This window comes from Duganella sp. BJB1802, assembly GCF_013369445.1.
GTDB lineage: Bacteria > Pseudomonadota > Gammaproteobacteria > Burkholderiales > Burkholderiaceae_D > Rugamonas > Rugamonas vulcania_A.
Genome location: NZ_JABWEF010000001.1, coordinates 439,154 through 461,344, shown reverse-complemented (window position 1 = coordinate 461,344; position 22,191 = coordinate 439,154). Strand labels below are relative to the sequence as shown.

Sequence of the window (22,191 nt, the reverse complement as noted above, 5' to 3'; positions counted from 1 at the left end):
CATCATGCGCTTGATTTGCTTACTGGGCGCCCTGCTTGCGGCAAGCGGGGCGGCGGCGCAGACCGCCGTCGCCGACAGCGACATCGCACTGCACGCCCCCAGCGCCGCCTGGCAGCCCTATGCCAAGGCACAGGCCTGGGCGGCCTACGACGCCGTGCCGATCCGCGAACTGGGCCGCGACTGGAGCGATGGCTACGCCCCGCGCAACGGCCGCAACGTCTTCCTGCAGCGGGACCGCGTGGAATTCGGCGTGGAGAAGGACGGCTGGCGCGTCGGTGCGGAATACCGGCTCGAAGGATCTCTGCAGGCGAGCCGCGACACGGTGGACCTGTACCACCTCTATCAAAGCCACAAGACGCCCGGCAAGGCGCTCGATTTGACGGTGGACGCCCAGTCGAAACAATGGGCGGCGGCGGGCGCGCGCGTGGGCCGCACCTTCGCCCTGCCCGACCTGGGCGCCGGCCATCCCTTGCTGATGATGTCGGCCGCCGTGTACGGGCGCGCCCGCAATCACGACAGCAGCGCGTCCGGCATGGTGAGCTACAAACCCGAGACCGCGTACCGGATCGACGGCACGTATACGAACTCGAAGACGGACTACACCTATCCGTTCATGCCGGAGTCGGCGCAAAGATCGTCGGGCGCCAGCGTCTCGGCCGCGCTGCAATGGCCGCTGAGCAGCCAGCTCACCGCCAACCTGGCGGTCAACGATTTGTGGAGCCGCATGCGCTGGACCAATCTGCCGTCGATGGTGCAACGCATCGCCTCCGACGTGCAGACGGTCGATGGCGACGGCTACATCAACTACAAGCCGCAGGTCGTCGGCCAGAACCGCCTGATCGAGCGCACCGGCACCATCGGCGCCAGCACCGCGCTCAACCTCACTTACCGCTACCAGCAGTGGGCGCTGCGGGCCGGTGCGCAGCGCATCGCCGGCACCACCATCCCGGAAGCCATCGCCAGCTACGCCAGCCAATGGGGAACCTTCAGCACCAGCTATGACACGCGTTTCAACATGGTGGGGCTGGGCTACGAACAAGGCCCGCTCCGCCTGCGTGTGCGCACCGACCGCTTGCCGCTCAGCGAGGCGCATGCATTCAGCCTGGAGACGGCCATATATTGGGCCTTCTAGCAGTTGACGTTTGGTCAATGCGAATGTAATTTGTCGCCATGGATACCAAAACAAACTTCAGCCGCACCACCATCGTTCTGCACTGGCTGGTGGCGACCAGCATCATCGGCCTGATCGCGCTCGGCATCTACATGGTCGAGACCGAATCCTGGCATCTGTACGACATCCACAAATCGATAGGCCTGCTGGCGTTCGCGGCGATCCTGGCGCGGCTGGCCTGGCGCTGGCGCAATGGCTTGCCGCAGCCGGTGCGCCCGGTGTCGCGGCTGGAGCATGTCACCGCCGTGGCGGCGCACGTGGTGCTGCTGGTCCTGACCGTCGTGCTGCCGCTGACCGGCATGCTGTACTCCGGCGCCAGCGGCCACGGCTTCGGCATCTTCGACTGGCAGATCTTCCCCAGCCACGAAGTCGCCGGCCAGGCCGTGCCGCTCAGCGCCCGCTGGTCCGACTTCGGCCAGACCATGCACGGCTTCCTCGGCTACCTGCTGCTGGCGCTGATCGTGCTGCACGTCGTAGCCGCGCTCAAGCACCATCTGTTCGACAAGGACGCCACCCTCAAACGCATGCTGGGGCGCGCTCCGGAGTCAACATAAAGACAAGACAGTTATCCGTTCCGCAAATATCCTTCATTTCATAATAAAAGTTGCTGCATGGAATTTATCGTGATAACTTGTGCTGCACTGCCGCATAAAGGATAAATTTAATGCAACAAACCATGAAAAAGAAGACCGGCCTGGTCTTGGGTGGAGGTGCGCCGAACTCGCCTCTGATCGCCGGCGCGCTGGCTGCCTTCCTCGACCAGGAAGTGGAATTCGACGTGATTTCCGCCTCGGGCGCGGGCGTTCTGATGGGCTTGCTGTATGCGGCGCCGCTGGAGGGCTCGCCCCGCCAGGCGCTGAAACGATGGGCCGATACCGGCGTCTCCGACAGCATCTACAAGATGATGCCGGTGAATTACAAGGTCTTCCACAAGCCGGGCCAGGAGGCGGACGCCTTCCGCAACGCCTTCGCGCCGGCCAGCAGCCATCCGGTCTTTGGTGCGATGCAAAATGTTTTCGGCCAGGTGCCGTGGACCGACTGGACCCAGTTGCTGATGTCGACCATGTCGCCGTCCAACCTGTCCGCCAAGAGCCTGGGCCTGTGCGCGCACGCGCCGTTCCTGGAAGGCGCGGTCGATTTCTCCGCCATCGCCGGCATGAAGCCGGAGTTCTACATCAACGCCTACAACCTGAACCAGCATCGCATGACGATCTGGAACAAGCATGAAATCAAGGCGGAGCATGTGCGCGCCGCGCTGTCCTTCCCCTTCCTGTACGCGCCGACCGAAATCGACGGCGAGGAATACATCGAAGGCGCCGCGCTGGAGACGCTGAACTTCGATCCCTTCATCGAGGGCAAGGGCGAGCACCACGACACCGACACGCTGATCGTGCTCGACATCCTCGGCGACGAGCGCCTGCTGCGCAAGCCGCGCAACCTGTACGACGCGTGGGTGGGTTCGATGATCACGCCGCTGGTGAAGATTTCGCAGAACCAGATCCGCCTGTTCGAGCTGGAACACAACACCGACCGTAAGACCGGCCTGCCGAAGCGCCGCCTGCTCAAGCTGGAGCTGATGGCCGCCGTGCCGGACGATCATATGCCGAACACGATGGACTGGTCGACGTCCAACATGCAGTTCCTGTTCGATATCGGCTACAAGGCGGCGACGCGCTTCTGCCGCCAGCACTCCACGGCGCTGCGCTATGCCGAAGAGGCGGAGCTGGCGGGTTAAAGCCTGAGCAGCGGCGGCAGCAAGGCCAGCGTGCGGCGCGTGGCGCCGCGATGCTGGTTGGCGAAGGCCAGCGCGTTGCGGCCCATCGCCGCGCGCGCAGCCTCGTCGTTCAGCAGGCGCCCTGCGGCGGACATCAGCTCCGCCGCGTCGGCGACGCGTTGCGCGCCGCCCGCGGCCAGCGCGTCCTCCGTCACCAGCGCGAAGTTGAAGGTGTGTGGACCGATCAGCACCGGCTTGCCCAGCGCCGCCGGCTCGATCAAATTCTGGCCGCCCAAAGGCAGCAGGCTGCCGCCGACGAAGGCCACATCACAGGCCGCGTAGTAGGCGAACATCTCGCCCATCGAATCGCCCAGCAGCACGTCGACAAAGCCCGGCAGCGCGGCGTCGCCGCCATCCAGCGCCAGCTTGCTGCGGCGTTGCACGTTCAAGCCATGCGCGCCCATCATCTTCTCCACTTCATCGAAACGCTGCGGATGGCGCGGCACGATCAGCAGCAGCACATTGGCCGGCAGCGCGGCGCGCTCGCGGCGGAACGCGTCGAGTATCAGCTCCTCCTCGCCCTCGCGCGTGCTGGCGCACAGCAGCACCGGACGGCCGCCGGCCACGCCGCGCAGCGCCGCGCCGATGGCCAGCGCCGCATCCGGCACCACCACGTCGAACTTGATGCTGCCGGTGATCTCCACGCGCCGCACGCCCAGCGAGCGCACGCGCTCCGCGTCAGCCGCCGTCTGCGCGGCCACCAGCGAGATGCCGCGCGCCGCGTCCACCAGCAGGGAGCCGAAGCGGCGCGACCTGCGCAGCGAGCGTTCCGACAGGCGGGCATTGGCCAGCACCACCGGCACGTCGCGCTTGCCGCACACCGCGATCAGGTTCGGCCACACCTCGGTCTCCATCAGGATGCAGACCGCAGGCTTGAAGTGTTTGATAAAGCTGCCCACCATCGTCGCCGTGTCATACGGCAGGTAGGACTGCACCAGCCGCGCGCCATGTTTGGCGAACAGCGTCTTGCCGGTGGCGCGGCCGGTGGGCGTCATGTGGGTGAGGACGATGCGGCTGTGCGGGTACTCGGTCAGCAGGGCGTCGATCAACGGCTCGGCGGCGCGCGTCTCGCCGACGGAGACGGCGTGCACCCACAGCGTCGGCGTGGACGAAGCGGCGCCGCTGTAGAAGCCCAGCCGCTCGCCCCAGTGCTGGCGGTAGCCCGGCTCCTTGCGGCCGCGCAGCCACAGGCGGGTCAGCACCAGCGGCAAGGCCAGGCACCACATCACGGAATAAAAAATACGCATAATTACGCCAGCAGGCTGCGGGCTGCGGACAGCACTTCGGCCACCGACGGCGGCGTGCCGCGATCGCCCAGGTTGATGATGCGCGGCGACCAGTTGCCCTCGGTCTTCCAGCGCGGCGAGTCGGCGTAGATTTCCACCGTCGGCCGCACGAAGGCAGCGGCGATATGGGTCAATCCCGTATCGACGCCGATCACCAGGCCCGCGTGGCGCGCCAGCAGCATGGCGTCCGCCATCGACAATTTCGGCAGCACGCGCGCGTTCGGCAGGCCGGCGGCCAGCGTTTCGGCTTCGGCCTTTTCCTTCGGCGAGCCCCAAGGCAGCAGGATGGGCATGGGCGCCAGTTCGCGGCCCAGCGCGATCCAGTTCTCCGGCGCCCACTTCTTCGGGTCGCGCGCGGTGCCGTGGAAGTAGACGGCGTAAGGTTCGGCCGGCATCCACTCGGGACGCGGCTCGCTGGCCGAGATCTCAGGCAGGCCGAAATCGGCCGGCGTGTCGACCTCGTAGCCCAGCGCCGCGCCGGCCACCAGGCGGCCGCGCGCCACCGCGTGCGTGCGCGGATCGGTCGGGATGCTCAGGTTGTGGAAGATGCGTGAGATGCCCTCGTAGCCGGAGCCTTCGCTGCCGTTGGCCAGGCCGACCTTGCGGCCGCCCTTCACCACGCGGGCCGCGCCCATGATGATGCCGGTCTTGAGCAATCCCTGCGTGTCGAACACGTAGTCGTACCGCTGCTCGCGCAGCGTGCGGAAGAAGCTCTTGATCTCGGCGCGCGTCTCGGGCTTGCCGAGACTCTTGCGCCAGCGCCGCAGCGCAAACGGAATGATGGTGCGAACGCGCGCGTTGAGCCGCACCAGGCTAACGTAGCCCTCCTCCACCACCCAGTCGATGTTCGCGTCCGGGAAATGGCGGGCGATATCGGCCACCATCGGCAGGTTGTGCAGCACGTCGCCCAGCGAGGACACGCGCACCAGCAGAATGTTCAGCGGCTTGCGGCCGCCCGTTTGCGCCGTCATGCGCTTAGAACGGCAGTTCCGCGTCCGGCTTGGCGGCCAGGATCACGCTCTTGAACTGGCCCTGGATGCGCGCCAGCGCGGCCGGCGTTTCAGCCTCGAAGCGCATCACGATCACCGGCGTGGTGTTGGACGAACGCGCCAGGCCGAAGCCGTCCTCGTATTCCACACGCAGGCCGTCGATGGTGATGATCTGCACGTTGCCTGGGAACTTGGCGTCGCTGCGCAGCTTGTCCATGACGATGACGTTCTCGCCCTCGCTCAGGTGCAGGTGCAGTTCGGGCGTGCTGTCCGATTGCGGCAGCGAGTTCAGCAGCTTGGACGGATCGGCTTCGCGGGTCAGGATCTCCAGCAGGCGGGCGCCGGAATACAGGCCGTCGTCGAAACCGTACCAGCGGTCCTTGAAGAAGATGTGGCCGCTCATCTCGCCGCCCAGCGGGGCGCCGGTCTCGCGCAGCTTGGCCTTGACCAGCGAGTGGCCGGTCTTGTACATCAGCGGCACGCCGCCGTGCTTGCTGATCCACGGCGCCAGGTGGCGGGTGCACTTGACGTCGTACAGGATCTGCTCGCCCGGATGGCGGCTCAGCACGTCCGCCGCGAACAGCATCATCTGGCGGTCCGGGTAGATGATCTGGCCATCCTTGGTGACCACGCCCAGGCGGTCGCCGTCGCCGTCGAAGGCGATGCCCAGCTCGGCGTCGGTCTCTTGCAGGCAGCGGATCAGGTCCTGCAGGTTTTCCGGATGGGCCGGGTCGGGATGGTGGTTGGGGAAGTTGCCGTCCACTTCGCAGAACAGCTCGATCACCTCGCAACCCATGCCACGGAACAGGTCGCCCGCGAACGCGCCGGCCACGCCGTTGCCGCAGTCCACCGCGATCTTGATCGGACGCGCCAGCTTGACGTCGCCGATGATGCGCTCCAGGTACTGGGCGCGGATGTCGTGGGTGCTGTAGGCGCCCTTGTTGGCGGCCGACGAGCCGTCGTGGTCGACGATCCGCTGGTACAGCGCGGTGATCGCCTCGCCGTGGATGGCCTCGCCGGCCAGCACCATCTTGAAGCCGTTGTAGTCCGGCGGATTGTGGCTGCCGGTGACCATGATGCCGGACGCCGCGCCCAGCACGTTGGTGCCGAAGTAGACCATCGGCGTGGCCACCACGCCCAGGTCGATCACATCCACACCGGCCGCCTGCAGGCCTTCGGCCAGCGCCGCCGCCAGCACCGGGCCGGACAGGCGGCCGTCACGGCCGATCACGACCTTCTTTTCGCCCTTGGCCAGCGCGGCTTGGCCGAAGGCCTGGCCGATCTGGCGGGCGACACCCGCATCCAGGGTTTTATCGATGATGCCGCGGATGTCGTAGGCCTTGAAGATCGTTTTAGATAAAGAAACCATAGTGTGGGAATGTAGTAGCGAGGAGGGTTGAAGCCGGCGGCCGGCCTATCCGGCCGCCGAGTGATCGAAGTGCCAGCAGTTTAAACCTTTAAGCCGGCGATGTCTTTACCGGCGTCGACCCACTCCTTGACCCATTTGGGCTGGCGGCCGCGGCCGGTCCACAATTGGGTGGGGTCGGCCGGGTTGCGGTAGCGCGGCGCCACGCTGCCGGTCTTGGCGCGGCCGCCGCCGGCGCCGCCCACCAGGTCTTTCAGGGGCACGCCCACGCTTTGGGCGATGGCCAGTATCTGTTCGCGCGCCTTGGCCAGGTCCTGGCTTTCGCGCTGTTTTAATTCGCGTTTAACTTGTTCCTGCAGATTGCGTAAATCCGCGGACGACATATTCGACAGATCCATTGGAGATTCCTTTTAAGTGAGGTGATATAAAGCCCGGCGGGAATATATTACATCAACATAAAAATATCAGGTTTTCTTATGGCGTATCATCCAGCGCGGGGCTTTAAATCGGACAATCCGCACATAAATCCAGATGTAACTGCCGATAAACAAAATACAGCACACCATTAATGCCCAGGTATAGCGCCAGAATACCGTGGCCGGTATCACCGCCATCAATGAAAACAGCCATAAATAGGGCGAGGTCATCGAATTGCGGCGTATCAGCGCGCGCGCCTCTTTGCGGCCGACCGCCCATTGCACGATGCGGCGGAAGATTAAACTATGCAAATGGATGCCGTCCGGCATGGCCGGAGATTTTCCACGGACAAACATGCGGCGATAAACAGAAAACAAAGTTTCAAAGGTCGGGTAGATTAACAGCAACGCCGCGTACCACGTAGAAACTTGCGGATTGCGCATCACCAGCAGCAGGGTCAGCTCGCCCAACATGAAGCCGATAAAATACGCGCCGCCGTCGCCCAGGAAAATCATGCCGACCGGATAATTCCAGATCAGGAAGCCGGCGGTGGCGCCCGCCACCATCAGGGCCGCGATCAGCACGAACATGTCGTTGACCTGCAGCGCCACGTAGCCCAGCGACAGCAGCATGCAGATGCACACCACGCTGGCCAGGCCGTTGAAGCCGTCGATGATGTTGACCGCGTTGGCGATGCCGGCCACGGCCAGCACCGTCAGCGGCAGGGTCAGCCACATGTATTGCAGCGGCCAGGCGCTAAACATCCAGTCGATGCGGTCGACGCGGGCGTCGAGCAGGAAATAGCCCAGCGCGGCGGCGGCCATGGTCAGCAGCAGGCGGCGGCCGGCGCTGACGCGGCCGGTATAGTCCTCGACGATGCCGCCGACAAAGGCCACGGCCGCGCAGGCCAATAGCGACATCAGCAATTGCGTCATGGCGGGCACCCGCCAAATGGAAATGAAAGAACTCAGCGCCACCGACAGGAATATCGATAAGCCGCCGATCCGGGCGACGTGGTGGGCGTGTACTTTTTGCACCCCCATGAAATCGGAATCGAGCGCAGGACCGTGCAATCTCGCTTCTTTAATCACCAGCAGGGTTAGCAGCGCGGAAGCGACAAAGCTCAGTAAAAAGGAAAACATATTTTTCTATACAAAATTACCGGGGCGCTAACCGATAAGGATGGATTGCACGCTAACTGGGGATTGTACCGGATTAAGCCGGCCCGGCCGGAATTGATGGCTTGCCATCCTGCCGGCGCGCGGTATTGGCGCGTCGGCATGATAGCAGCAGCGTGGGGGTGGGAGGAAACGGGCTTACCAACCGATACAACTCAGCCCATGCACAGGCGCAGGGCCTCTTTCCATTCCGGCAAGTGACAGAAGCGCGCCGTCAGCCGCTCGGACGACATCACCGAGTACTGCGGCCGCCTGGCCGGCACCGGATACTCGGCGCTGGTGATCGGCAGCACGCGACAGTCCAGCCCGGCCGCCTCGACGATGGCCCGGGTGAAGTCGAACCAGGTGGTCTGGCCCTGCGCGCTCAGGTGGTACACGCCGCTGTTCTGCACCCACCACTCGCGTCCGCCCGCGTGGGCTTGCGACAGCACCAGCGCGGTGGTGTCGGCGATGGTGCGGCTCCAGGTCGGCGCGCCGTGCTGGTCGGCCACCACGCGCAGCTCGTCGCGCTCCCTGGCCAGGCGCAGCATGGTCAGCAGGAAGTTCTTGCCGCGCATGCCGTACACCCAGCTGGTGCGGAAGATCAGGTGCGGAATGCCGGCCGCCGCGATGGCCTGCTCGCCGGCCAGCTTGCTGGCGCCGTAGACGTTGAGCGGGCCGGTCGGGTCGTCCTCCACCCGCGCCGACGGCTGGCTGCCGTCGAACACGTAGTCGGTCGAGTAGTGGACCATGGCCGCGCCCAGCAGCTTGGCTTCCTGCGCCATCAGACCCGGCGCCTCGGCGTTGATGCGGTGCGCCAGCCCGGGCTCGCTCTCGGCCTTGTCGACCGCCGTGTAGGCGGCCGGGTTGACGATCAGGCCCGGCTTTTCGCGGCGGATCACGTCGCGCACCTGGTCCAGGTCGGACAGGTCCATCACGTTGCGGTCCACCGCCACCACTTCGCCGATGCCCTGCAGGCTGCGCGCCAGTTCGTATCCCACCTGGCCGGTGCTGCCGGTCAGCAGGACTTTCATGCGAACACCTCGGCGTCGGCCAGCGGCACGGCGGCCTGGTCCTTGGCGGACAGCAGCGGCGCCGCGTCCAGCGCCGGCCAGTCGATGCCGATGGCCGGGTCGTTCCACAGCACCGAGCGCTCGTGCTCGGGCGCCCAGTAGTCGGTGGTCTTGTAGAGGAATTCGGCGGCGTCGCTGGTGACCACGAAGCCGTGCGCGAAGCCGGGCGGTATCCACATCTGCTTCTTGTTCTCGGCCGACAGTTCGATGCCGTACCACTGGCCGAAGGTCGGCGAGCTCTTGCGCAGATCCACGGCGACGTCGAACACGCTGCCGGCGGTGGCGCGCACCAGCTTGCCCTGCGCCTGCTGGATCTGGTAGTGCAGGCCGCGCAGCACGCCCTTGGCCGAGCGCGAGTGGTTGTCCTGCACGAAGGGCAGGGTCACGCCGGTCAGCTCGGCGAAGCGGCGGGCGTTGAAGCTCTCGTAGAAAAAGCCGCGGTCGTCGCCGAACACGCGCGGCTCCAGCACCAGCAAGCCCTCCAGCGGTGTTGCGATCACATTCATCGTGGGACTACCTTGTCTTCGAGGATCTGCAGCAGGTACTGGCCGTAGTTGTTTTTCTTCAGCGGCTCGGCCAGCTTGCGCAGCTGGGCGGCGTCGATATAGCCCTTGCGGTAGGCGATCTCTTCCGGGCAAGCCACTTTCAGGCCCTGGCGCTTCTCGATGGTGGCGATGAACTGCGAGGCGTCCAGCAGCGACTCGTGGGTGCCGGTGTCGAGCCAGGCCATGCCACGCCCCATCACTTCGACGTTGAGCTGCTGCTTCTCCAGGTAGACGCGGTTGACGTCGGTGATCTCCAGCTCGCCGCGCGCGGACGGCTTGATGCTGGCCGCGATGTCGCACACCTGGTTGTCGTAGAAGTACAGGCCGGTGACGGCGTAGTTCGATTTCGGCTGGGCCGGCTTTTCCTCGATCGACACGGCGGTGCGGTTGGCGTCGAACTCGACCACGCCGTAGCGTTCCGGATCCTGCACGTGGTAGGCGAACACGGTGGCGCCGTCGGTCTGCTCGGTGGCGTGGCGCAGCAGCGCGTCGAGGTCGTTGCCGTAGTAGATGTTGTCGCCCAGGATCAGCGCGGACGGCGAGTCGCCGACGAATTCCTTGCCGATGATGAAGGCCTGCGCCAGCCCGTCCGGCGACGGCTGCACCGCGTAGCTGATCTTCAGGCCCCACTGGCTGCCGTCGCCCAGCAGGTCCTGGAAGCGCGGCGTGTCCTGCGGCGTCGAGATCAGCAGGATCTCGGTCATGCCGGCCAACATCAGCACCGTCAGCGGATGGTAGATCATCGGCTTGTCGTAGATCGGCAGCAGTTGCTTGGAGACGCTCATCGTCACCGGGTACAGACGGGTGCCGGAGCCGCCGGCCAGGATAATGCCTTTGCGGTTAGGGATGCTCATTGCTGGCCTTCGCGATTAAAGTAATTGGTTTCCACCCACTTGGCGTAGCTGCCCGACTGCACGTCGGCCACCCAGGCCTGGTTGTCCAGGTACCACTGCACGGTCTTGGCGATGCCGGTCTGGAAGGTCTCGGCCGGTTTCCAGCCCAGTTCGCGCTCGAGCTTGCGGGCGTCGATGGCGTAGCGGCGGTCGTGGCCGGGACGGTCCTTGACGTAGGTGATCTGCGCGCGGTAGCTGGCGCCGTCCGCCTTCGGTTTCAATTTGTCCAGCATGTCGCACAGCGTGTGCACCACGTCCAGGTTGGCCATCTCGTTCCAGCCGCCGACGTTGTAGGTCTCGCCCAGGCGGCCGGCCTCCAGCACGCGGCGGATCGCGGCGCAGTGGTCGCTGACGTACAGCCAGTCGCGCACCTGCTGGCCGTCGCCGTAGATCGGCAGCGGCTTGCCGGCCTGCGCGTTGGCGATGATCAGCGGGATCAGTTTTTCCGGGAAGTGATACGGGCCGTAGTTGTTGGAGCAGTTGGTGGTCAGCACCGGCAGGCCGTAGGTGTGGTGGTAGGAACGCACCAGGTGGTCGGACGCGGCCTTCGACGCCGAGTACGGGCTGTTCGGCGCGAACGCGGTGGTCTCGCTGAACGGCGCGTCGTCCGGGCCCAGCGTGCCGTAGACCTCGTCGGTGGACACGTGCAGGAAGCGGAAGGCGGCCTTCTCGTCCTCCGGCAGCGCCGACCAGTAGGCGCGCGCCGCTTCGAGCAGGCTGAAGGTGCCGTTGATGTTGGTGTTGATGAACTCGCCCGGCCCGAGGATGGAGCGGTCCACATGGCTCTCGGCGGCGAAGTGCACCACCGCGCGCGGCTTGTGCTGCTGGAACAGCGCCAGCACCTGGGCCTGGTCGCAGATGTCGCCGCGCACGAAGATGTGGCGCGCGTCCTGCTTCAGCGACGCCAGGTTGTTCAGATTGCCTGCGTAGGTCAGCTTATCGTAATTGACAACCGGCTCGTCGGACTGCGCCAGCCAGTCGAGGACAAAATTCGAGCCGATGAAACCCGCACCACCCGTCACAAAAATCATTTAGTATCCCGCTGCAAGAGTCAAATTAGTCGTATGCATGATTTTATGTGAAACTGCCCTGCTACCGGGCAAAAATCGACACCCCGCACTCTGATTTCAGGGTATTTCAGATTCCAAAGCAACGAACCACAGAGCATCCATATGAAAACCTATGTAATCGGGGATTTACAGGGCTGCCATGAGCAGGTCCTGGCGATGCTGGAGCGCATCCGCGAACACGCCGGCGAGGACGAGCCCGCCATCCTGTTCGCTGGCGACCTGATCAATCGCGGCCCCGACTCGCTGGCCACGCTGCGCCACGTGCGCGCGCTGGCGATGGGCAGCGGCGGCCGCGTCGACAGCGTGCTCGGCAATCACGACCTGCACCTGCTGGCGGTGGCCTACGGCATCCGGCCCGAGCACAAGTCCGACACGCTGGCCGAGATCCTGCACGCGCCCGACCGCGACGAGCTGATCGATTGGCTGCGGCGCCGTCCGCTGGCCATCCACACCCAGGGCCATGTGCTGGTGCACGCCGGCCTGCTGCCGCAATGGACGGCGGCGCAGGCCATGGCGCTGACCGGCGAGGTGCAGCAGATGCTGCGCGGCCCCGGCCTGGCGGAGTTCCTGGCCGAAATGTACGGCAACCTGCCCGACCAGTGGAGCGACGAGCTGCAGGGCGCGGACCGGCTGCGCTGCATCATCAACGCGATGACGCGGCTGCGCTTCTGCACCGCCGAGGGCAGGATGGATTTCAAGATGAAGGAGAGCGGCACGGCCGAGCCGGGCTCGGGCCTGATGCCGTGGTTCGAGGTGCCGGGCCGGCGCAGCCGCAAGGAGACGGTGGTGTTCGGCCACTGGTCGGCGCTGGGGCTGCTGATGCAGCCGCATTTGATCGGCCTCGACAGCGGTTGCGTGTGGGGCGGGCAGCTGTCCGCCGTGTGCCTGGAAGACCGGGCTCTGCTGCAGGTGCAGTGTCCGGAATTCCGTCAGCCCGGCGGCAAGAAAGGCTAGTGCGGGCTTGCCGTCACGCCCAGCGCGGCGGCGACGGCCTGGTGCGAGGCCTCGGCCAGCTCGCGCCGGTGCGCGCCGATGCTGTCGATGGCCGGCAGTATCGTCAAGCGCGCCGTCACCGGCGGGCCATCCAGGATCAGCATGATGCTCTCGGCGAAGGTGGTCTCGCCGATGAAATCCACCGACGGATGCGAAGCGCCCGCAGGATCACGGTACGACAGCGCGATGGCCTGCACCGGCACCCTGGCGTCGATGGCGGCCTCGAACAGGTTGGCGTGGAACGGCAGCAAGCTGCCCTGCGCCGCCGTGGTCCCCTCCGGGAAGAAGGCCACGCGCTCGCCGCGCTCCAGCGTGTGCACCAGTCCCTTGAAGATATGCCGCAAATCGCGCCGGTTGCCGCGCGCGATGAAGACCGTGCCGGCCTTCTCCGCCAGCCAGCCAGCCAGCGGCCACGAGCGGATCTCGGCCTTGGCCACGAAGTGGCTCGGATGCAGGCTGTGGATCACGAAGATGTCCAGCCACGACACGTGGTTGGCCACCACCATCGCCCGCTCCAGCAGCGGCACGCCGGCGCTCTGCTCCACCGTCACATTGCACATCGCCAGCAGCCTGGTCGACCAGCGGCGGATGTGGCCGTTACGCTTGTCCTGCCCGATCCACGGGAACACCGTCGCACAGATCGCCATCCCGCGCAGCACATGCAGAAACACCCGCGCCAGGCGGAAGATCATCGAAAGCTTCATGCAAACCGATCAGCTGCGTTGGAAGGCGACGTGCCCCGCCACGATGGTGGCGCGGACCTGCCCGGCCAGGTTGTAGCCGAGGAAAGGCGTGTGCTTGCCCTGGCTGGCCAGCGCCGACGCCTCCACCGTCCAGCGCGCCTCGGGGTCGAACAGGCAGACATCGGCCGCCGCGCCGACCGACAAGGTGCCGGCGTCCAGCCCGGCCACGCGGGCCGCGTCGGACGTGATGCGGGCCAGCGCGCGCGCCAGCGGACGCACGGAACCCGTGTCCTGCGTGGCGGCGTAGTCGTCGGCCCATTTGAGCGCCAGCGACAGCAGCAGCTCCAGCCCGGTCGCGCCCGGCGAGGCTTCGCCGAACGGCAGCAGCTTCTCGTCGTCGTCGACCGGGGTGTGGTCCGAGCACAGCGCGTCGATGGTGCCGTCCAGCAGGCCCAGGCGGATCGCGTCGCGGTCGCGCTGGCTGCGGAACGGCGGCGTCACGCGCGCGTTCGAATCGAAGAAACCGATGTCGGCGTCGGTCAGGTGGATGTGGTGGGCGCCGACGTCGCAGGTGACCGGCAGGCCTTCCTTCTTGGCGTTGCGCACCAGCTCCAGGCCGGCCGCCGACGACATGCGGCACAGGTGCACGCGGGCGCCGGTGGCGCGCATCAATTCGAAGATCGTGTGCAGCGCGATGGTCTCGGACATCACCGGCACGCCGGACAGGCCCAGGCGCGAGGCCAGCGGGCCGCTGGCCGCGATGCCGCCGCGGCCGATGTGCGCGTCCTGCGGGCGCAGCCACACGGTGTAGTTGAAGGTCTTGGCGTACTGCATGGCGCGCAGCAGCACGTTGGTGTCCTCGATCGGCTCCTCGGCCTGCGCGAAGCCGATGCAGCCGGCCTCGGTCAGCTCGGCCATCTCGGTCAGCGCTTGGCCCTTGAGGCCGACGGTCAGCGCGCCCAACGGGTGGACGTTGGCCTGGTTCAGCGTCTTGGCGCGGTGCTTGAGCATCTCGACCAGGCCCGGCTCGTCGAGCACCGGATCGGTGTCGGGCGGGCAGATCAGGCTGGTCACGCCGCCTTGCATGGCGGCCTGCATCTCCGATTCCAGGGTGGCCTTGTATTCGTAGCCCGGCTCGCGCAGGCGCGCCGACAGGTCGACGAAACCGGGCGAGACGATCAGGCCGCTCGCGTCGATGGTCCGGTCGGCCGTGAAGCCGGCCGGCGCGGTACCGACCGCCAGCACCTTGCCGTCGGCGATGTAAAGGTCGTTCTTGCCATCGATGCCGTTGGCCGGATCAATCATATGGCCGTTTTTGATATGAAGTTTCATGCCTGCTTTCATCCCTGCGTCCCCGCCACTATGCTCATCACCGCCATCCGTACCGCGATCCCGAACGTCACCTGCGGCAGGATCACCGCCTGCGGACCATCCGCCACCGCCGAGTCGATCTCGACGCCGCGGTTCATCGGGCCCGGGTGCATGACGATCGCGTCCGGCTTGGCCAGCGCCAGGCGTTCCGGCGTCAGGCCGTAGCTCTTGAAGTATTCCTGCGCCGACGGCAGCAGCGCGCCGCTCATGCGCTCGTTCTGCAGGCGCAGCATGATGATCACGTCCACGCCCTTCAAGCCCTCCTCCATGTTGGTGAAGGTGCGTACGCCCATCTGCTCCAGGCCGCCCGGTAGCAGCGTGTGCGGACCGATGGCGCGCACTTCCGGCACGCCCAAGGTGGTCAGCGCGTGGATGTCGGAACGGGCCACCCGGCTGTGCAGGATGTCGCCGACGATCGCCACCGTCAGGTTGGTGAAGTCCTTCTTGTAGTGGCGGATGGTGTACATGTCCAGCAGGCCCTGGGTCGGGTGCGCGTGGCGGCCGTCGCCGGCGTTGACCACGTGGACGTGCGGTTGTTTGGTGTCGTGCAGGTGCTTGGCGATCAGGTAGGGCGCGCCCGATTGCGCGTGGCGCACCACGAACATGTCGGCGTGCATGGCCGACAGGTTGTCGATGGTGTCGAGCAGCGATTCGCCCTTGCTGGCGGACGAGGCCTGGATGTTCAGGTTGATCACGTCGGCCGACAGGCGCTTCGAGGCGATCTCGAAGGTGGTGCGGGTGCGCGTGGAGTTCTCGAAGAACAGGTTGAACACCGATTTGCCGCGCATCAGCGGGACCTTCTTGACGTCGCGGTCGGAGATGCCGACGAACGACGAGGCGGTGTCCAGGATGTGGTTGACGATGGACTTGGGCAGTCCCTCGATCGACAGCAAGTGCTGGAGCTCGCCGTGTTTGTTCAGTTGCGGATTAAGCATGGTTTTATTCTATGGTTAGCGTGAATTTTCCATCGTCGGCGCGCTTGAGCACCAGCGCCTGTCCCGGCGGCACCTGCACATGGCCGGCCACGAAGTCGGCCGCCACCGGCAACTGGCGCTCGCCGCGGTCGACCAGCGCGGCCAGCATGATGCGCGCCGGGCGGCCGTAGTCGAACAGCTCGTTGATCGCGGCGCGCGTGGTGCGGCCGGTGTACAGCACGTCGTCCACCAGCAGGATGTTGGCGGCCGCCACGTCGAAGCCGATGTTGGTCGGCTTGATGTCGGCCGGCAGGCCCTTCTTGGCGTAGTCGTCGCGGTAGAAGGACACGTCCAGCACGCCGCAGCGGGCGGACAGGCCGAGGTCGGCCGCGAGGCGCTCGGCGATCCAGGCGCCGCCGGAGTGGATGCCGACGATGGCGACATCGGCCACGCCGGCCAGGCCGGCTTTGACGTCGGCCAGCAGGGTCGCGTACAGCGCTTCGGCGTCGAGTTGGTGGGGATTCAGTGTGGACATGGGTTCAATGAGTGTCGAAATATTGTTGCAGGATGATGGCGGCGGCGCGGTCGTCGATGACCTCGCCGCGCTTGGCCGAGATCACGGCCGAGGAATAGCGTTCGTCCACCAGCTCCACCGGCAGGTTGAAGCGGCCGTGCAGCTGGTTGGCGAACTTGCGGGCGCGCGCCGTCATCTCGTGCTCGGCGCCGTCGGGATGCATGGGCAGGCCGACCACCAGCCGCGCCGGCTTCCACTCGTCCAGCAGGGCCTGGATGTCGGCAAAGCGGGTGGCGTTGTCGATGGCGGCGATCACCTTGACCGGCTCGGCCTGGCGGATCATGGTGTTGCCCATGGCGACGCCGATGCGCTTGACGCCGAAATCGAATGCGAAGATGGTCTCGATGGTCACGGTTAGCCTGGCACCTTATGCATGCCCGGCCTCCGAGGTCAGCATCAGCGGATCGATGCCCAGCAGGCGCATGGCGGCCGTGTAGCGCTCCTCGATCGGCAGCTTGAACAGGATGTCGGGATCGGCGCCCACGGTCAGCCAGCCGTTGCGGCTGATCTCGTCCTCCAGCTGGCCCGGGCTCCAGCCCGAGTAGCCGATCGACACCAGCATGCGCGGCGGACCATCGCCGGCGGCCACGGCCTCCAGCACGTCGATCGAGGTGGTGAAGGCCACGTCCTTGGTCACCGTCAGCGACGACGAATAGCGGGTGCCCGGCGTGTGCAGCACGAAGCCGCGGTCGTCCTGCACCGGGCCGCCGAACATGATGGGGGCGTCGACGTCCACATTGGACTCCAGCTTGAGGTCGATGCGCTCGAACAGCACTTCCATCGTCATGTCGGTGGGTTTGTTGATGACCACGCCCAGCACGCCGTTTTCATTGTGCTCGCACACGTACACGACAGTCCCGCCAAACACCGGATCTTGCATGGAAGGCATTGCAATCAGGAAATGATTCGCCAGGTTCAGGGTGGCGGTGGCGCCGGCGCCTGGGGCTTCCAATGGATCGCCGGCTTCCTGGAGCATGCCGGGTACAGGGAGAGTTTGGCCGATTTTGCTTTTCTTCATATGCGTGGTTCTTTCTGTGCTGCTGACAATTACTGTAGTATTCGCGCGGCTAGCAACTCTGTCTAACCGCTAGTTTACACTGAATTGCGGATGCGGCCACGTTTGAGTTCCCACATGAGATTGACACAGACTCAATGAAACTGAATTCCTCCCTGGTCTGGCTGCGCCGCGATTTGCGGGTTTTCGACCATGCAGCCCTGCACCGCGCCCTGCAAGACAGCGCCCGCGTGCATTGCGTTTTTGTCTATGACACCACCATCCTGGACGGCCTGCCGCGCCGCGACCGGCGGGTCGACTTCATCCATGCCAGCATCGCCGAAGTGGCGGCGGAACTGCAACAACTGGGCGGCCACCTGATCGTGCGCCATGCCGATCCGGCCGCCGCGATCCCGGCCCTGGCCGCCGAGCTGGGCGTGGACGCGGTCTACTGCAACCACGACTACGAACCGCAAGCCATCGCCCGCGACGCCGCCGTGGAGCGGGCGCTGCTGGCCAACGGCCGCCGCTTCGTCAGCTGCAAGGACCAGGTGATCTTCGAGAAGAGCGAAGTGCTGTCGCAGACCGGCGGCGTGTTCTCGGTGTTCACGCCGTACAAGAACGCCTGGCTGAAGAAGCTGGAAGCGGACCCGTCTGTGCTGGCGCCCTGCCACGTGGAGCCGCACGCCGCGCGGCTGGCGCCGGCTCCGGCCAACGCCCCGGCCCTGCCGACACTGGCCGAGCTCGGCTTCGAGCCCAGCAACCTGGCCGAGCTGAAGATCCCGACCGGCATGTCCGGCGCCGCCGCGCTGCTGGAGGACTTCCTGCCCCGCATCGCAGGCTACAAGGACGCGCGCGACTATCCGGCCGTGAAGGGACCTTCCTATTTGTCGATCCACTTCCGCTTCGGCACGCTGTCGGTGCGGCATTTGGTGCGCACCGTGCTGGACCTGATGGCGCGTGGCGCCGGCGGCGAAGGCGCGCCGGTCTGGCTGGCGGAATTGATCTGGCGCGAGTTTTACGCGATGATCCTGTACCACAACCCGCACGTGGTGGGCGGCTCCTACAAGCCGGCCTACGACGCCATCGAGTGGGAGACCGGCCCGCACGCGGACGAGCTGTTCGCCGCCTGGTGCGAGGGCCGCACCGGCTATCCGCTGGTGGACGCCGCCATGGCGCAGCTGAACCAGACCGGCTACATGCACAACCGCCTGCGCATGGTGACGGCCTGCTTCCTGATCAAGGACCTGGGCATCGACTGGCGCCGTGGCGAAGCCTACTTCGCGCAGCATCTGAACGACTTCGACCTGGCCTCCAACAACGGCGGCTGGCAATGGGCCTCGTCGTCCGGCTGCGACGCCCAGCCCTACTTCCGCATCTTCAACCCGGTCACGCAGTCGGAAAAGTTCGACGCCACGGGCAAGTTCATCCGCCGCTACCTGCCGCAGTTGAAGGACTTGAGCGACAAGGAAATCCACGCGCCGTGGCTGGTGCCGCGCATGCTGCCGCTGGACTATCCCGATCCGCTGGTCATGCACGACGAGGCGCGCAAGCGCACGCTGGAACGCTACGCGGTGGTGAAGAAGACCGAATAACGCATTTGTGAGCGATTTGTGGGACGCTCCGCACGACACTGGGAACACCAGGCCCGCCGAAAACAGGCCTGACACAACCATTCCCAATGTCCACAGGAGTTCCCATGTTGCAAGCACCAACCGCCCCAACCCCGCTGCTTGGTTCCGTCGTCTGCACGCCCGCCGTGGCCGCCATCGGCGACAGCGTCTGTGTCGAAGTGAAGGCCCCGAACGGCCAGTCCTACGACAACAACGAAAGCGCCAACATCAGCATCAACGGCGTGCCCGGCTCCAAGCAGTACCTGGTCTGGAACCGGGCCGGCAAGAAGACCATCAACGTCGTCGCCGGCAAGCGCGGCGCCATCGAAAAGCTCAAGGCCGAAGTCCAGATCAACGCCCCCGCCGACGGCAAGCAGCCACCGATGCTGACGGTGCGCAGCGCGCCCCACAATCCCACCACGATGATATTGACGGTGCAGAACGCGCCCGAGCGCCGCACCCAGGGCACGCCACGTCCGCGCATCGAGATCAAGCCGCGCACCCCCGCCGTTCCAACGGGCCCCATCGTGCCGCGCAAGACCGCGATGAGCGCACTGACCATCCCCGCGCGCGACGCCGCCAGCCATCCCATCCTGACGTCCGCGCCGCCGCGCGCCGCCACCAACATGGGCGGCGGCGCCACGGCCGCCGTCTACAACTGGCAGCTGGGCGCCGTCGCGCTGGGCAGCACGCATCCCACGCTGCAGCATGACTTCTCCGCGCAGCTCAACCCCAACCGGCCGCACACAGTGTTCCACGTGCAGGTGACGGTGCAGCAGCCGGGCGAGGCGGCGCGCACCATCCAGCGCAGCGTCAGCGTGGCCAATCCCTACTTCCTGGCGCGCCAGCGCGGCGTGCTGCAGCCGCCGGTCGAGAGCAGCGACTTCAGCGCCCAGTTCATCGACGGCAGCTACCGCGCCAGCTTCGTCGTGCGCAATCCCGAAGCGAACAACCTGACCTTGAGCAGCATGCAGCTGGAGCTGGCCTATGAAGACGGCCCGCGCGAATTCGAACTGCGCCCCGCCACCGCCAGCGTCATCGTGCTGAAGGCGCAGGCCGCGACCCGCATCGACGTCGTCATCCCCAAAGCGCAGCTGCCTAAGCAGGCCATCGCCTTCAGCGTGCACTATCGCGGCACCGCGCCGAACGGTTTGCCGGTGCGCGTCAGCGCGCACTTCGACCTGCCGCAGCACATGAACAGGAAGCTGCTGGTCAACGCCAACGCGCAGGCCCTGCTGAGCGACCTGGCCAGCCGCCAGCTGGTCGCCGATCCCGCCACGATCACGCTGGACGAAGTGACGCGCCTGGGCAGCTACGGCATGCTGTCCGCCGTCACCGGCCCAATCGGCATCAGCCGCATGCCGGCCGCCCTGGCCAGCGCACTGCAACCGCTGCAGACGCTGACGGCGATGGACCTGCACGTGGAGCCGCCGTTCCCGGTCGAGGGCCAGGAATGCGATCCGTGGAATATGCCGGACCACATCCCCGACGGCATGTACTGCATGCCGACCCAGGAAAAACGCTGGATGCAGATGCCGCCGCGCTTCATGAACGCCAAGAAGGGCGACTTGATCCTCAACCCCAGCAACGGCAGCCTGATCTCCGCCGTGCTGCAGACGGTGACGCCGCCGCAGCGCTACTCGCACTCCGGCATCATGACCCGCAACCGCGACGAGATCACCCACTCCACCGCATCGGAAGACCGGCTGATCGAATTCATCGGCGGCGACGGCGCCCGGCCCGACGTGCTCAAATACCTGTGGCCCGGCGTGGTCACGCAGACCGTCGAACACGCGGTCGACGGCGAGGACATGATCGATCCCGAGACCGGCAAGAAGCACTCGATCGCCGGCTTCGCCACCATCGAATCGAAGCTGGACCTGGGCGGCGTGGCGCCGGAGATCGTGCCGGCCATGGTGGTCAAGCCCGATCCGCTGAAGGAGACGCTGGAGATCCGCCAGACGCTGCACGGCATCGCCGATTTCGCCGCCCAGCAGGCCGGCAAGAGCCACTACCGCTTCTTCTGCTACACCAATCCCGCCATCGGCCTGACCGACAAGGCGCCGGCCAGCGCCAAGTGGGCCGCCAACACCTTCCCGACGGTGTGCTCGTCGCTGCTGTGGATGTCGATCAGGCAGTCCGGCGTGCCGATGGAAGGCGGCATGCTGGAACAGAGCGACCTGGCCGCCGGCGCCGGCATCACGCCGTCCACGCCGGACGGCCTGTATCTCTACCAGTCCGACGAACGGATCGCCGCCGGCGAGGTGCTGTACTCGAAGATCCACGAGATGGTGCTGGAGAGCGCCGGCTGGTTCGGCAACGCGCTGACCGACGCCGCCGACGATACCGCCAACCAGATGCTCAACGCCTTCGCCTCCGACTGGTGCGACACCGACGCCAAGGACTCCGACGCCTGGCGCCACACCGGCGACGCCAACGCCGTCAGCCCCGCCAACCTGTGCTTCTTCGACGCGCCGCTGTACGGCTATTGCGAGCCGCTGATCTACCGGCCGGCGCGCTGGGAGGAGGTGACCATCTACAAATGGAAGAAGGTGGCGCAGACCGGCACGCTGCACGGCGTGGTGCATTACGAGGGCAAGGCGGCGGCCGGCGTCAGCGTGCAGATTTCGCAGAACCAGTTCACCCACACGGCGGCCGACGGCAGCTTCACGCTCACCGGCGTACCGGTGGGCAGCGTGCTGGTGACCGCCGACAAGCAGGAGCTGCATGGCAGCGCCTCGGCGACGGTGGCGGCCAACCAGACCGCGAACATGACACTGGACCTGCAACCGCCGCCGCACTGGTTCCGCCGCCTGACCATCGACGGCTGGATGGCGACCACCGATTATGAATTCGCCGCCGCCGCGTATCCGCACAGCGTGGGCGATTTCTACAACATCGCGCAACTGGGGCCGTCGTCCAGCACCCACGCGGTCAAGGTGTTCGACCAGGTGGCCGACGATGCGATGGGCCGCCTGATCCTGACGCTGGACCTGCTGGCCAATGACGTCATCCAGGTCAAGGCCACGCTGCGCTGCTACGGCGAGGGCTACGCCGACGGCGACAACTACCAGGAAGGCCACCTGGCGCCGTTCACCGTCGGGCCGAACAAGACCGGCACCTGGTGGATGTTCGTCGACGGCGACAACTACGCGGAGGCACACTTCACGCTGACCAACAAGGTCGATCCGGTGTAAGCGGGGAAGCAAGGGGCGGCATGACCATGCCCGCCCCTTGCAGCACGATAGTTGTCGAAATTTAAGATTTGTTCTTTTTGTAATCAGAATTAAACTGGTTGTTCCCGCGCA

21 protein-coding genes are annotated in these 22,191 nt (G+C 65.9%); 6 read left to right on the top strand and 15 right to left on the bottom strand.

Going from position 1 to position 22,191, the window contains the following annotated elements; translation table 11 throughout:
• Positions 1-4: 4 nt before the first annotated feature.
• From HUX88_RS02135 to HUX88_RS02125, 3 genes are all read left to right on the top strand, one after another.
• A complete protein-coding gene (locus HUX88_RS02135; RefSeq protein WP_176360650.1) occupies positions 5-1,132 on the top strand; it encodes a hypothetical protein in 1,128 nt (375 codons plus the stop codon).
• A 38-nt stretch (positions 1,133-1,170) separates the two neighbouring features.
• Positions 1,171-1,725, top strand: a complete 555-nt coding sequence (locus HUX88_RS02130) for a cytochrome b (RefSeq protein WP_176360649.1) — start codon at positions 1,171-1,173, stop codon at positions 1,723-1,725.
• 122 nt (positions 1,726-1,847) lie between these two features.
• The gene (locus tag HUX88_RS02125) at positions 1,848-2,906 is read left to right on the top strand and encodes a patatin-like phospholipase family protein (protein ID WP_229213055.1); all 1,059 of its coding nucleotides are present in this window, start codon (positions 1,848-1,850) and stop codon (positions 2,904-2,906) included.
• Here the strand turns inward: HUX88_RS02125 and waaA are convergent.
• The 9 genes from waaA to rfbB all read right to left on the bottom strand — a co-directional run bounded on the left by waaA (position 2,903) and on the right by rfbB (position 11,702).
• Positions 2,903-4,192 carry a lipid IV(A) 3-deoxy-D-manno-octulosonic acid transferase gene (waaA, locus tag HUX88_RS02120; protein ID WP_176360648.1) on the bottom strand — a complete coding sequence of 430 codons (1,290 nt, stop codon included), beginning with the start codon at positions 4,190-4,192 and terminating at the stop codon, positions 2,903-2,905. The two genes, HUX88_RS02125 and waaA, sit on opposite strands and share 4 nt — an antisense overlap.
• Before the next feature lie 2 nt (positions 4,193-4,194).
• Complete coding sequence (waaC, locus tag HUX88_RS02115) at positions 4,195-5,202, bottom strand: lipopolysaccharide heptosyltransferase I (RefSeq protein ID WP_176360647.1); 1,008 nt, start codon at positions 5,200-5,202, stop codon at positions 4,195-4,197.
• 4 nt (positions 5,203-5,206) lie between these two features.
• Positions 5,207-6,589 (bottom strand): phosphomannomutase/phosphoglucomutase, encoded by a 1,383-nt coding sequence (locus HUX88_RS02110; RefSeq protein ID WP_176360646.1) that lies wholly within the window; start codon positions 6,587-6,589, stop codon positions 5,207-5,209.
• An 80-nt stretch (positions 6,590-6,669) separates the two neighbouring features.
• On the bottom strand, positions 6,670-6,984 hold the full coding sequence (locus HUX88_RS02105) for an H-NS family nucleoid-associated regulatory protein (protein WP_117012029.1): 315 nt from the start codon (positions 6,982-6,984) through the stop codon (positions 6,670-6,672).
• 66 nt (positions 6,985-7,050) lie between these two features.
• Positions 7,051-8,145 carry a glycosyltransferase gene (locus HUX88_RS02100; protein WP_117012030.1) on the bottom strand — a complete coding sequence of 365 codons (1,095 nt, stop codon included), beginning with the start codon at positions 8,143-8,145 and terminating at the stop codon, positions 7,051-7,053.
• Positions 8,146-8,336: 191 nt separating this feature from the next.
• Entirely contained in the window at positions 8,337-9,194 is an 858-nt protein-coding gene (rfbD, locus tag HUX88_RS02095; RefSeq protein WP_117012031.1) for a dTDP-4-dehydrorhamnose reductase, read from the bottom strand.
• A complete protein-coding gene (gene rfbC, locus HUX88_RS02090; RefSeq protein WP_176360645.1) occupies positions 9,191-9,739 on the bottom strand; it encodes a dTDP-4-dehydrorhamnose 3,5-epimerase in 549 nt (182 codons plus the stop codon). The genes rfbD and rfbC overlap by 4 nt, the downstream gene beginning before the upstream one ends.
• Positions 9,736-10,632, bottom strand: coding sequence for a glucose-1-phosphate thymidylyltransferase RfbA (gene rfbA, locus HUX88_RS02085; RefSeq protein WP_117012033.1), 897 nt, complete (start codon positions 10,630-10,632; stop codon positions 9,736-9,738). The genes rfbC and rfbA overlap by 4 nt, the downstream gene beginning before the upstream one ends.
• Positions 10,629-11,702 (bottom strand): dTDP-glucose 4,6-dehydratase, encoded by a 1,074-nt coding sequence (rfbB, locus tag HUX88_RS02080; RefSeq protein ID WP_117012034.1) that lies wholly within the window; start codon positions 11,700-11,702, stop codon positions 10,629-10,631. The genes rfbA and rfbB overlap by 4 nt, the downstream gene beginning before the upstream one ends.
• A 141-nt stretch (positions 11,703-11,843) precedes the next feature.
• On the opposite strand from rfbB, the gene HUX88_RS02075 reads away from it, so the two are divergent.
• On the top strand, positions 11,844-12,695 hold the full coding sequence (locus HUX88_RS02075; protein WP_176360644.1) for a symmetrical bis(5'-nucleosyl)-tetraphosphatase: 852 nt from the start codon (positions 11,844-11,846) through the stop codon (positions 12,693-12,695).
• Here HUX88_RS02075 and HUX88_RS02070 read toward each other — a convergent pair.
• From HUX88_RS02070 to HUX88_RS02045, 6 genes are read right to left on the bottom strand one after another with little or no spacing between them, the layout of a single operon-like run.
• Entirely contained in the window at positions 12,692-13,438 is a 747-nt protein-coding gene (locus tag HUX88_RS02070; RefSeq protein ID WP_176360643.1) for a 1-acyl-sn-glycerol-3-phosphate acyltransferase, read from the bottom strand. The genes HUX88_RS02075 and HUX88_RS02070 overlap by 4 nt on opposite strands.
• Before the next feature lie 9 nt (positions 13,439-13,447).
• Complete coding sequence (locus tag HUX88_RS02065; protein ID WP_176360642.1) at positions 13,448-14,749, bottom strand: dihydroorotase; 1,302 nt, start codon at positions 14,747-14,749, stop codon at positions 13,448-13,450.
• 8 nt (positions 14,750-14,757) lie between these two features.
• Positions 14,758-15,723: an aspartate carbamoyltransferase catalytic subunit gene (locus HUX88_RS02060; RefSeq protein ID WP_117012038.1), complete on the bottom strand. Its 966-nt coding sequence runs from the start codon at positions 15,721-15,723 to the stop codon at positions 14,758-14,760.
• A gap of 4 nt (positions 15,724-15,727) precedes the next feature.
• Positions 15,728-16,237 carry a bifunctional pyr operon transcriptional regulator/uracil phosphoribosyltransferase PyrR gene (pyrR, locus tag HUX88_RS02055; protein ID WP_117012039.1) on the bottom strand — a complete coding sequence of 170 codons (510 nt, stop codon included), beginning with the start codon at positions 16,235-16,237 and terminating at the stop codon, positions 15,728-15,730.
• A gap of 4 nt (positions 16,238-16,241) precedes the next feature.
• Positions 16,242-16,628, bottom strand: a complete 387-nt coding sequence (ruvX, locus tag HUX88_RS02050) for a Holliday junction resolvase RuvX (RefSeq protein ID WP_176360641.1) — start codon at positions 16,626-16,628, stop codon at positions 16,242-16,244.
• A gap of 15 nt (positions 16,629-16,643) precedes the next feature.
• Complete coding sequence (locus HUX88_RS02045) at positions 16,644-17,252, bottom strand: YqgE/AlgH family protein (RefSeq protein WP_229219154.1); 609 nt, start codon at positions 17,250-17,252, stop codon at positions 16,644-16,646.
• A 176-nt stretch (positions 17,253-17,428) separates the two neighbouring features.
• On the opposite strand from HUX88_RS02045, the gene HUX88_RS02040 reads away from it, so the two are divergent.
• Together HUX88_RS02040 and HUX88_RS02035 are read left to right on the top strand one after the other, a co-directional pair.
• The gene (locus tag HUX88_RS02040) at positions 17,429-18,865 is read left to right on the top strand and encodes a deoxyribodipyrimidine photo-lyase (RefSeq protein ID WP_176360639.1); all 1,437 of its coding nucleotides are present in this window, start codon (positions 17,429-17,431) and stop codon (positions 18,863-18,865) included.
• 104 nt (positions 18,866-18,969) lie between these two features.
• Positions 18,970-22,080 (top strand): carboxypeptidase-like regulatory domain-containing protein, encoded by a 3,111-nt coding sequence (locus HUX88_RS02035; protein ID WP_176360638.1) that lies wholly within the window; start codon positions 18,970-18,972, stop codon positions 22,078-22,080.
• The last annotated feature ends 111 nt before the right edge of the window (positions 22,081-22,191 follow it).

What these genes read in the sequence shown, in the direction of transcription:
- HUX88_RS02135 (WP_176360650.1), top strand. Translation starts at nt 5, where the DNA reads ATGCGCTTGATTTGCTTACTGGGCGCCCTGCTTGCGGCAAGCGGGGCG.
- HUX88_RS02130 (WP_176360649.1), top strand. Translation starts at nt 1,171, where the DNA reads ATGGATACCAAAACAAACTTCAGCCGCACCACCATCGTTCTGCACTGG.
- HUX88_RS02125 (WP_229213055.1), top strand. Translation starts at nt 1,848, where the DNA reads ATGAAAAAGAAGACCGGCCTGGTCTTGGGTGGAGGTGCGCCGAACTCG.
- waaA (WP_176360648.1), bottom strand. Translation starts at nt 4,192, where the DNA reads ATGCGTATTTTTTATTCCGTGATGTGGTGCCTGGCCTTGCCGCTGGTG.
- waaC (WP_176360647.1), bottom strand. Translation starts at nt 5,202, where the DNA reads ATGACGGCGCAAACGGGCGGCCGCAAGCCGCTGAACATTCTGCTGGTG.
- HUX88_RS02110 (WP_176360646.1), bottom strand. Translation starts at nt 6,589, where the DNA reads ATGGTTTCTTTATCTAAAACGATCTTCAAGGCCTACGACATCCGCGGC.
- HUX88_RS02105 (WP_117012029.1), bottom strand. Translation starts at nt 6,984, where the DNA reads ATGGATCTGTCGAATATGTCGTCCGCGGATTTACGCAATCTGCAGGAA.
- HUX88_RS02100 (WP_117012030.1), bottom strand. Translation starts at nt 8,145, where the DNA reads ATGTTTTCCTTTTTACTGAGCTTTGTCGCTTCCGCGCTGCTAACCCTG.
- rfbD (WP_117012031.1), bottom strand. Translation starts at nt 9,194, where the DNA reads ATGAAAGTCCTGCTGACCGGCAGCACCGGCCAGGTGGGATACGAACTG.
- rfbC (WP_176360645.1), bottom strand. Translation starts at nt 9,739, where the DNA reads ATGAATGTGATCGCAACACCGCTGGAGGGCTTGCTGGTGCTGGAGCCG.
- rfbA (WP_117012033.1), bottom strand. Translation starts at nt 10,632, where the DNA reads ATGAGCATCCCTAACCGCAAAGGCATTATCCTGGCCGGCGGCTCCGGC.
- rfbB (WP_117012034.1), bottom strand. Translation starts at nt 11,702, where the DNA reads ATGATTTTTGTGACGGGTGGTGCGGGTTTCATCGGCTCGAATTTTGTC.
- HUX88_RS02075 (WP_176360644.1), top strand. Translation starts at nt 11,844, where the DNA reads ATGAAAACCTATGTAATCGGGGATTTACAGGGCTGCCATGAGCAGGTC.
- HUX88_RS02070 (WP_176360643.1), bottom strand. Translation starts at nt 13,438, where the DNA reads ATGAAGCTTTCGATGATCTTCCGCCTGGCGCGGGTGTTTCTGCATGTG.
- HUX88_RS02065 (WP_176360642.1), bottom strand. Translation starts at nt 14,749, where the DNA reads ATGAAACTTCATATCAAAAACGGCCATATGATTGATCCGGCCAACGGC.
- HUX88_RS02060 (WP_117012038.1), bottom strand. Translation starts at nt 15,723, where the DNA reads ATGCTTAATCCGCAACTGAACAAACACGGCGAGCTCCAGCACTTGCTG.
- pyrR (WP_117012039.1), bottom strand. Translation starts at nt 16,237, where the DNA reads ATGTCCACACTGAATCCCCACCAACTCGACGCCGAAGCGCTGTACGCG.
- HUX88_RS02045 (WP_229219154.1), bottom strand. Translation starts at nt 17,252, where the DNA reads ATGCTCCAGGAAGCCGGCGATCCATTGGAAGCCCCAGGCGCCGGCGCC.
- HUX88_RS02040 (WP_176360639.1), top strand. Translation starts at nt 17,429, where the DNA reads ATGAAACTGAATTCCTCCCTGGTCTGGCTGCGCCGCGATTTGCGGGTT.
- HUX88_RS02035 (WP_176360638.1), top strand. Translation starts at nt 18,970, where the DNA reads ATGTTGCAAGCACCAACCGCCCCAACCCCGCTGCTTGGTTCCGTCGTC.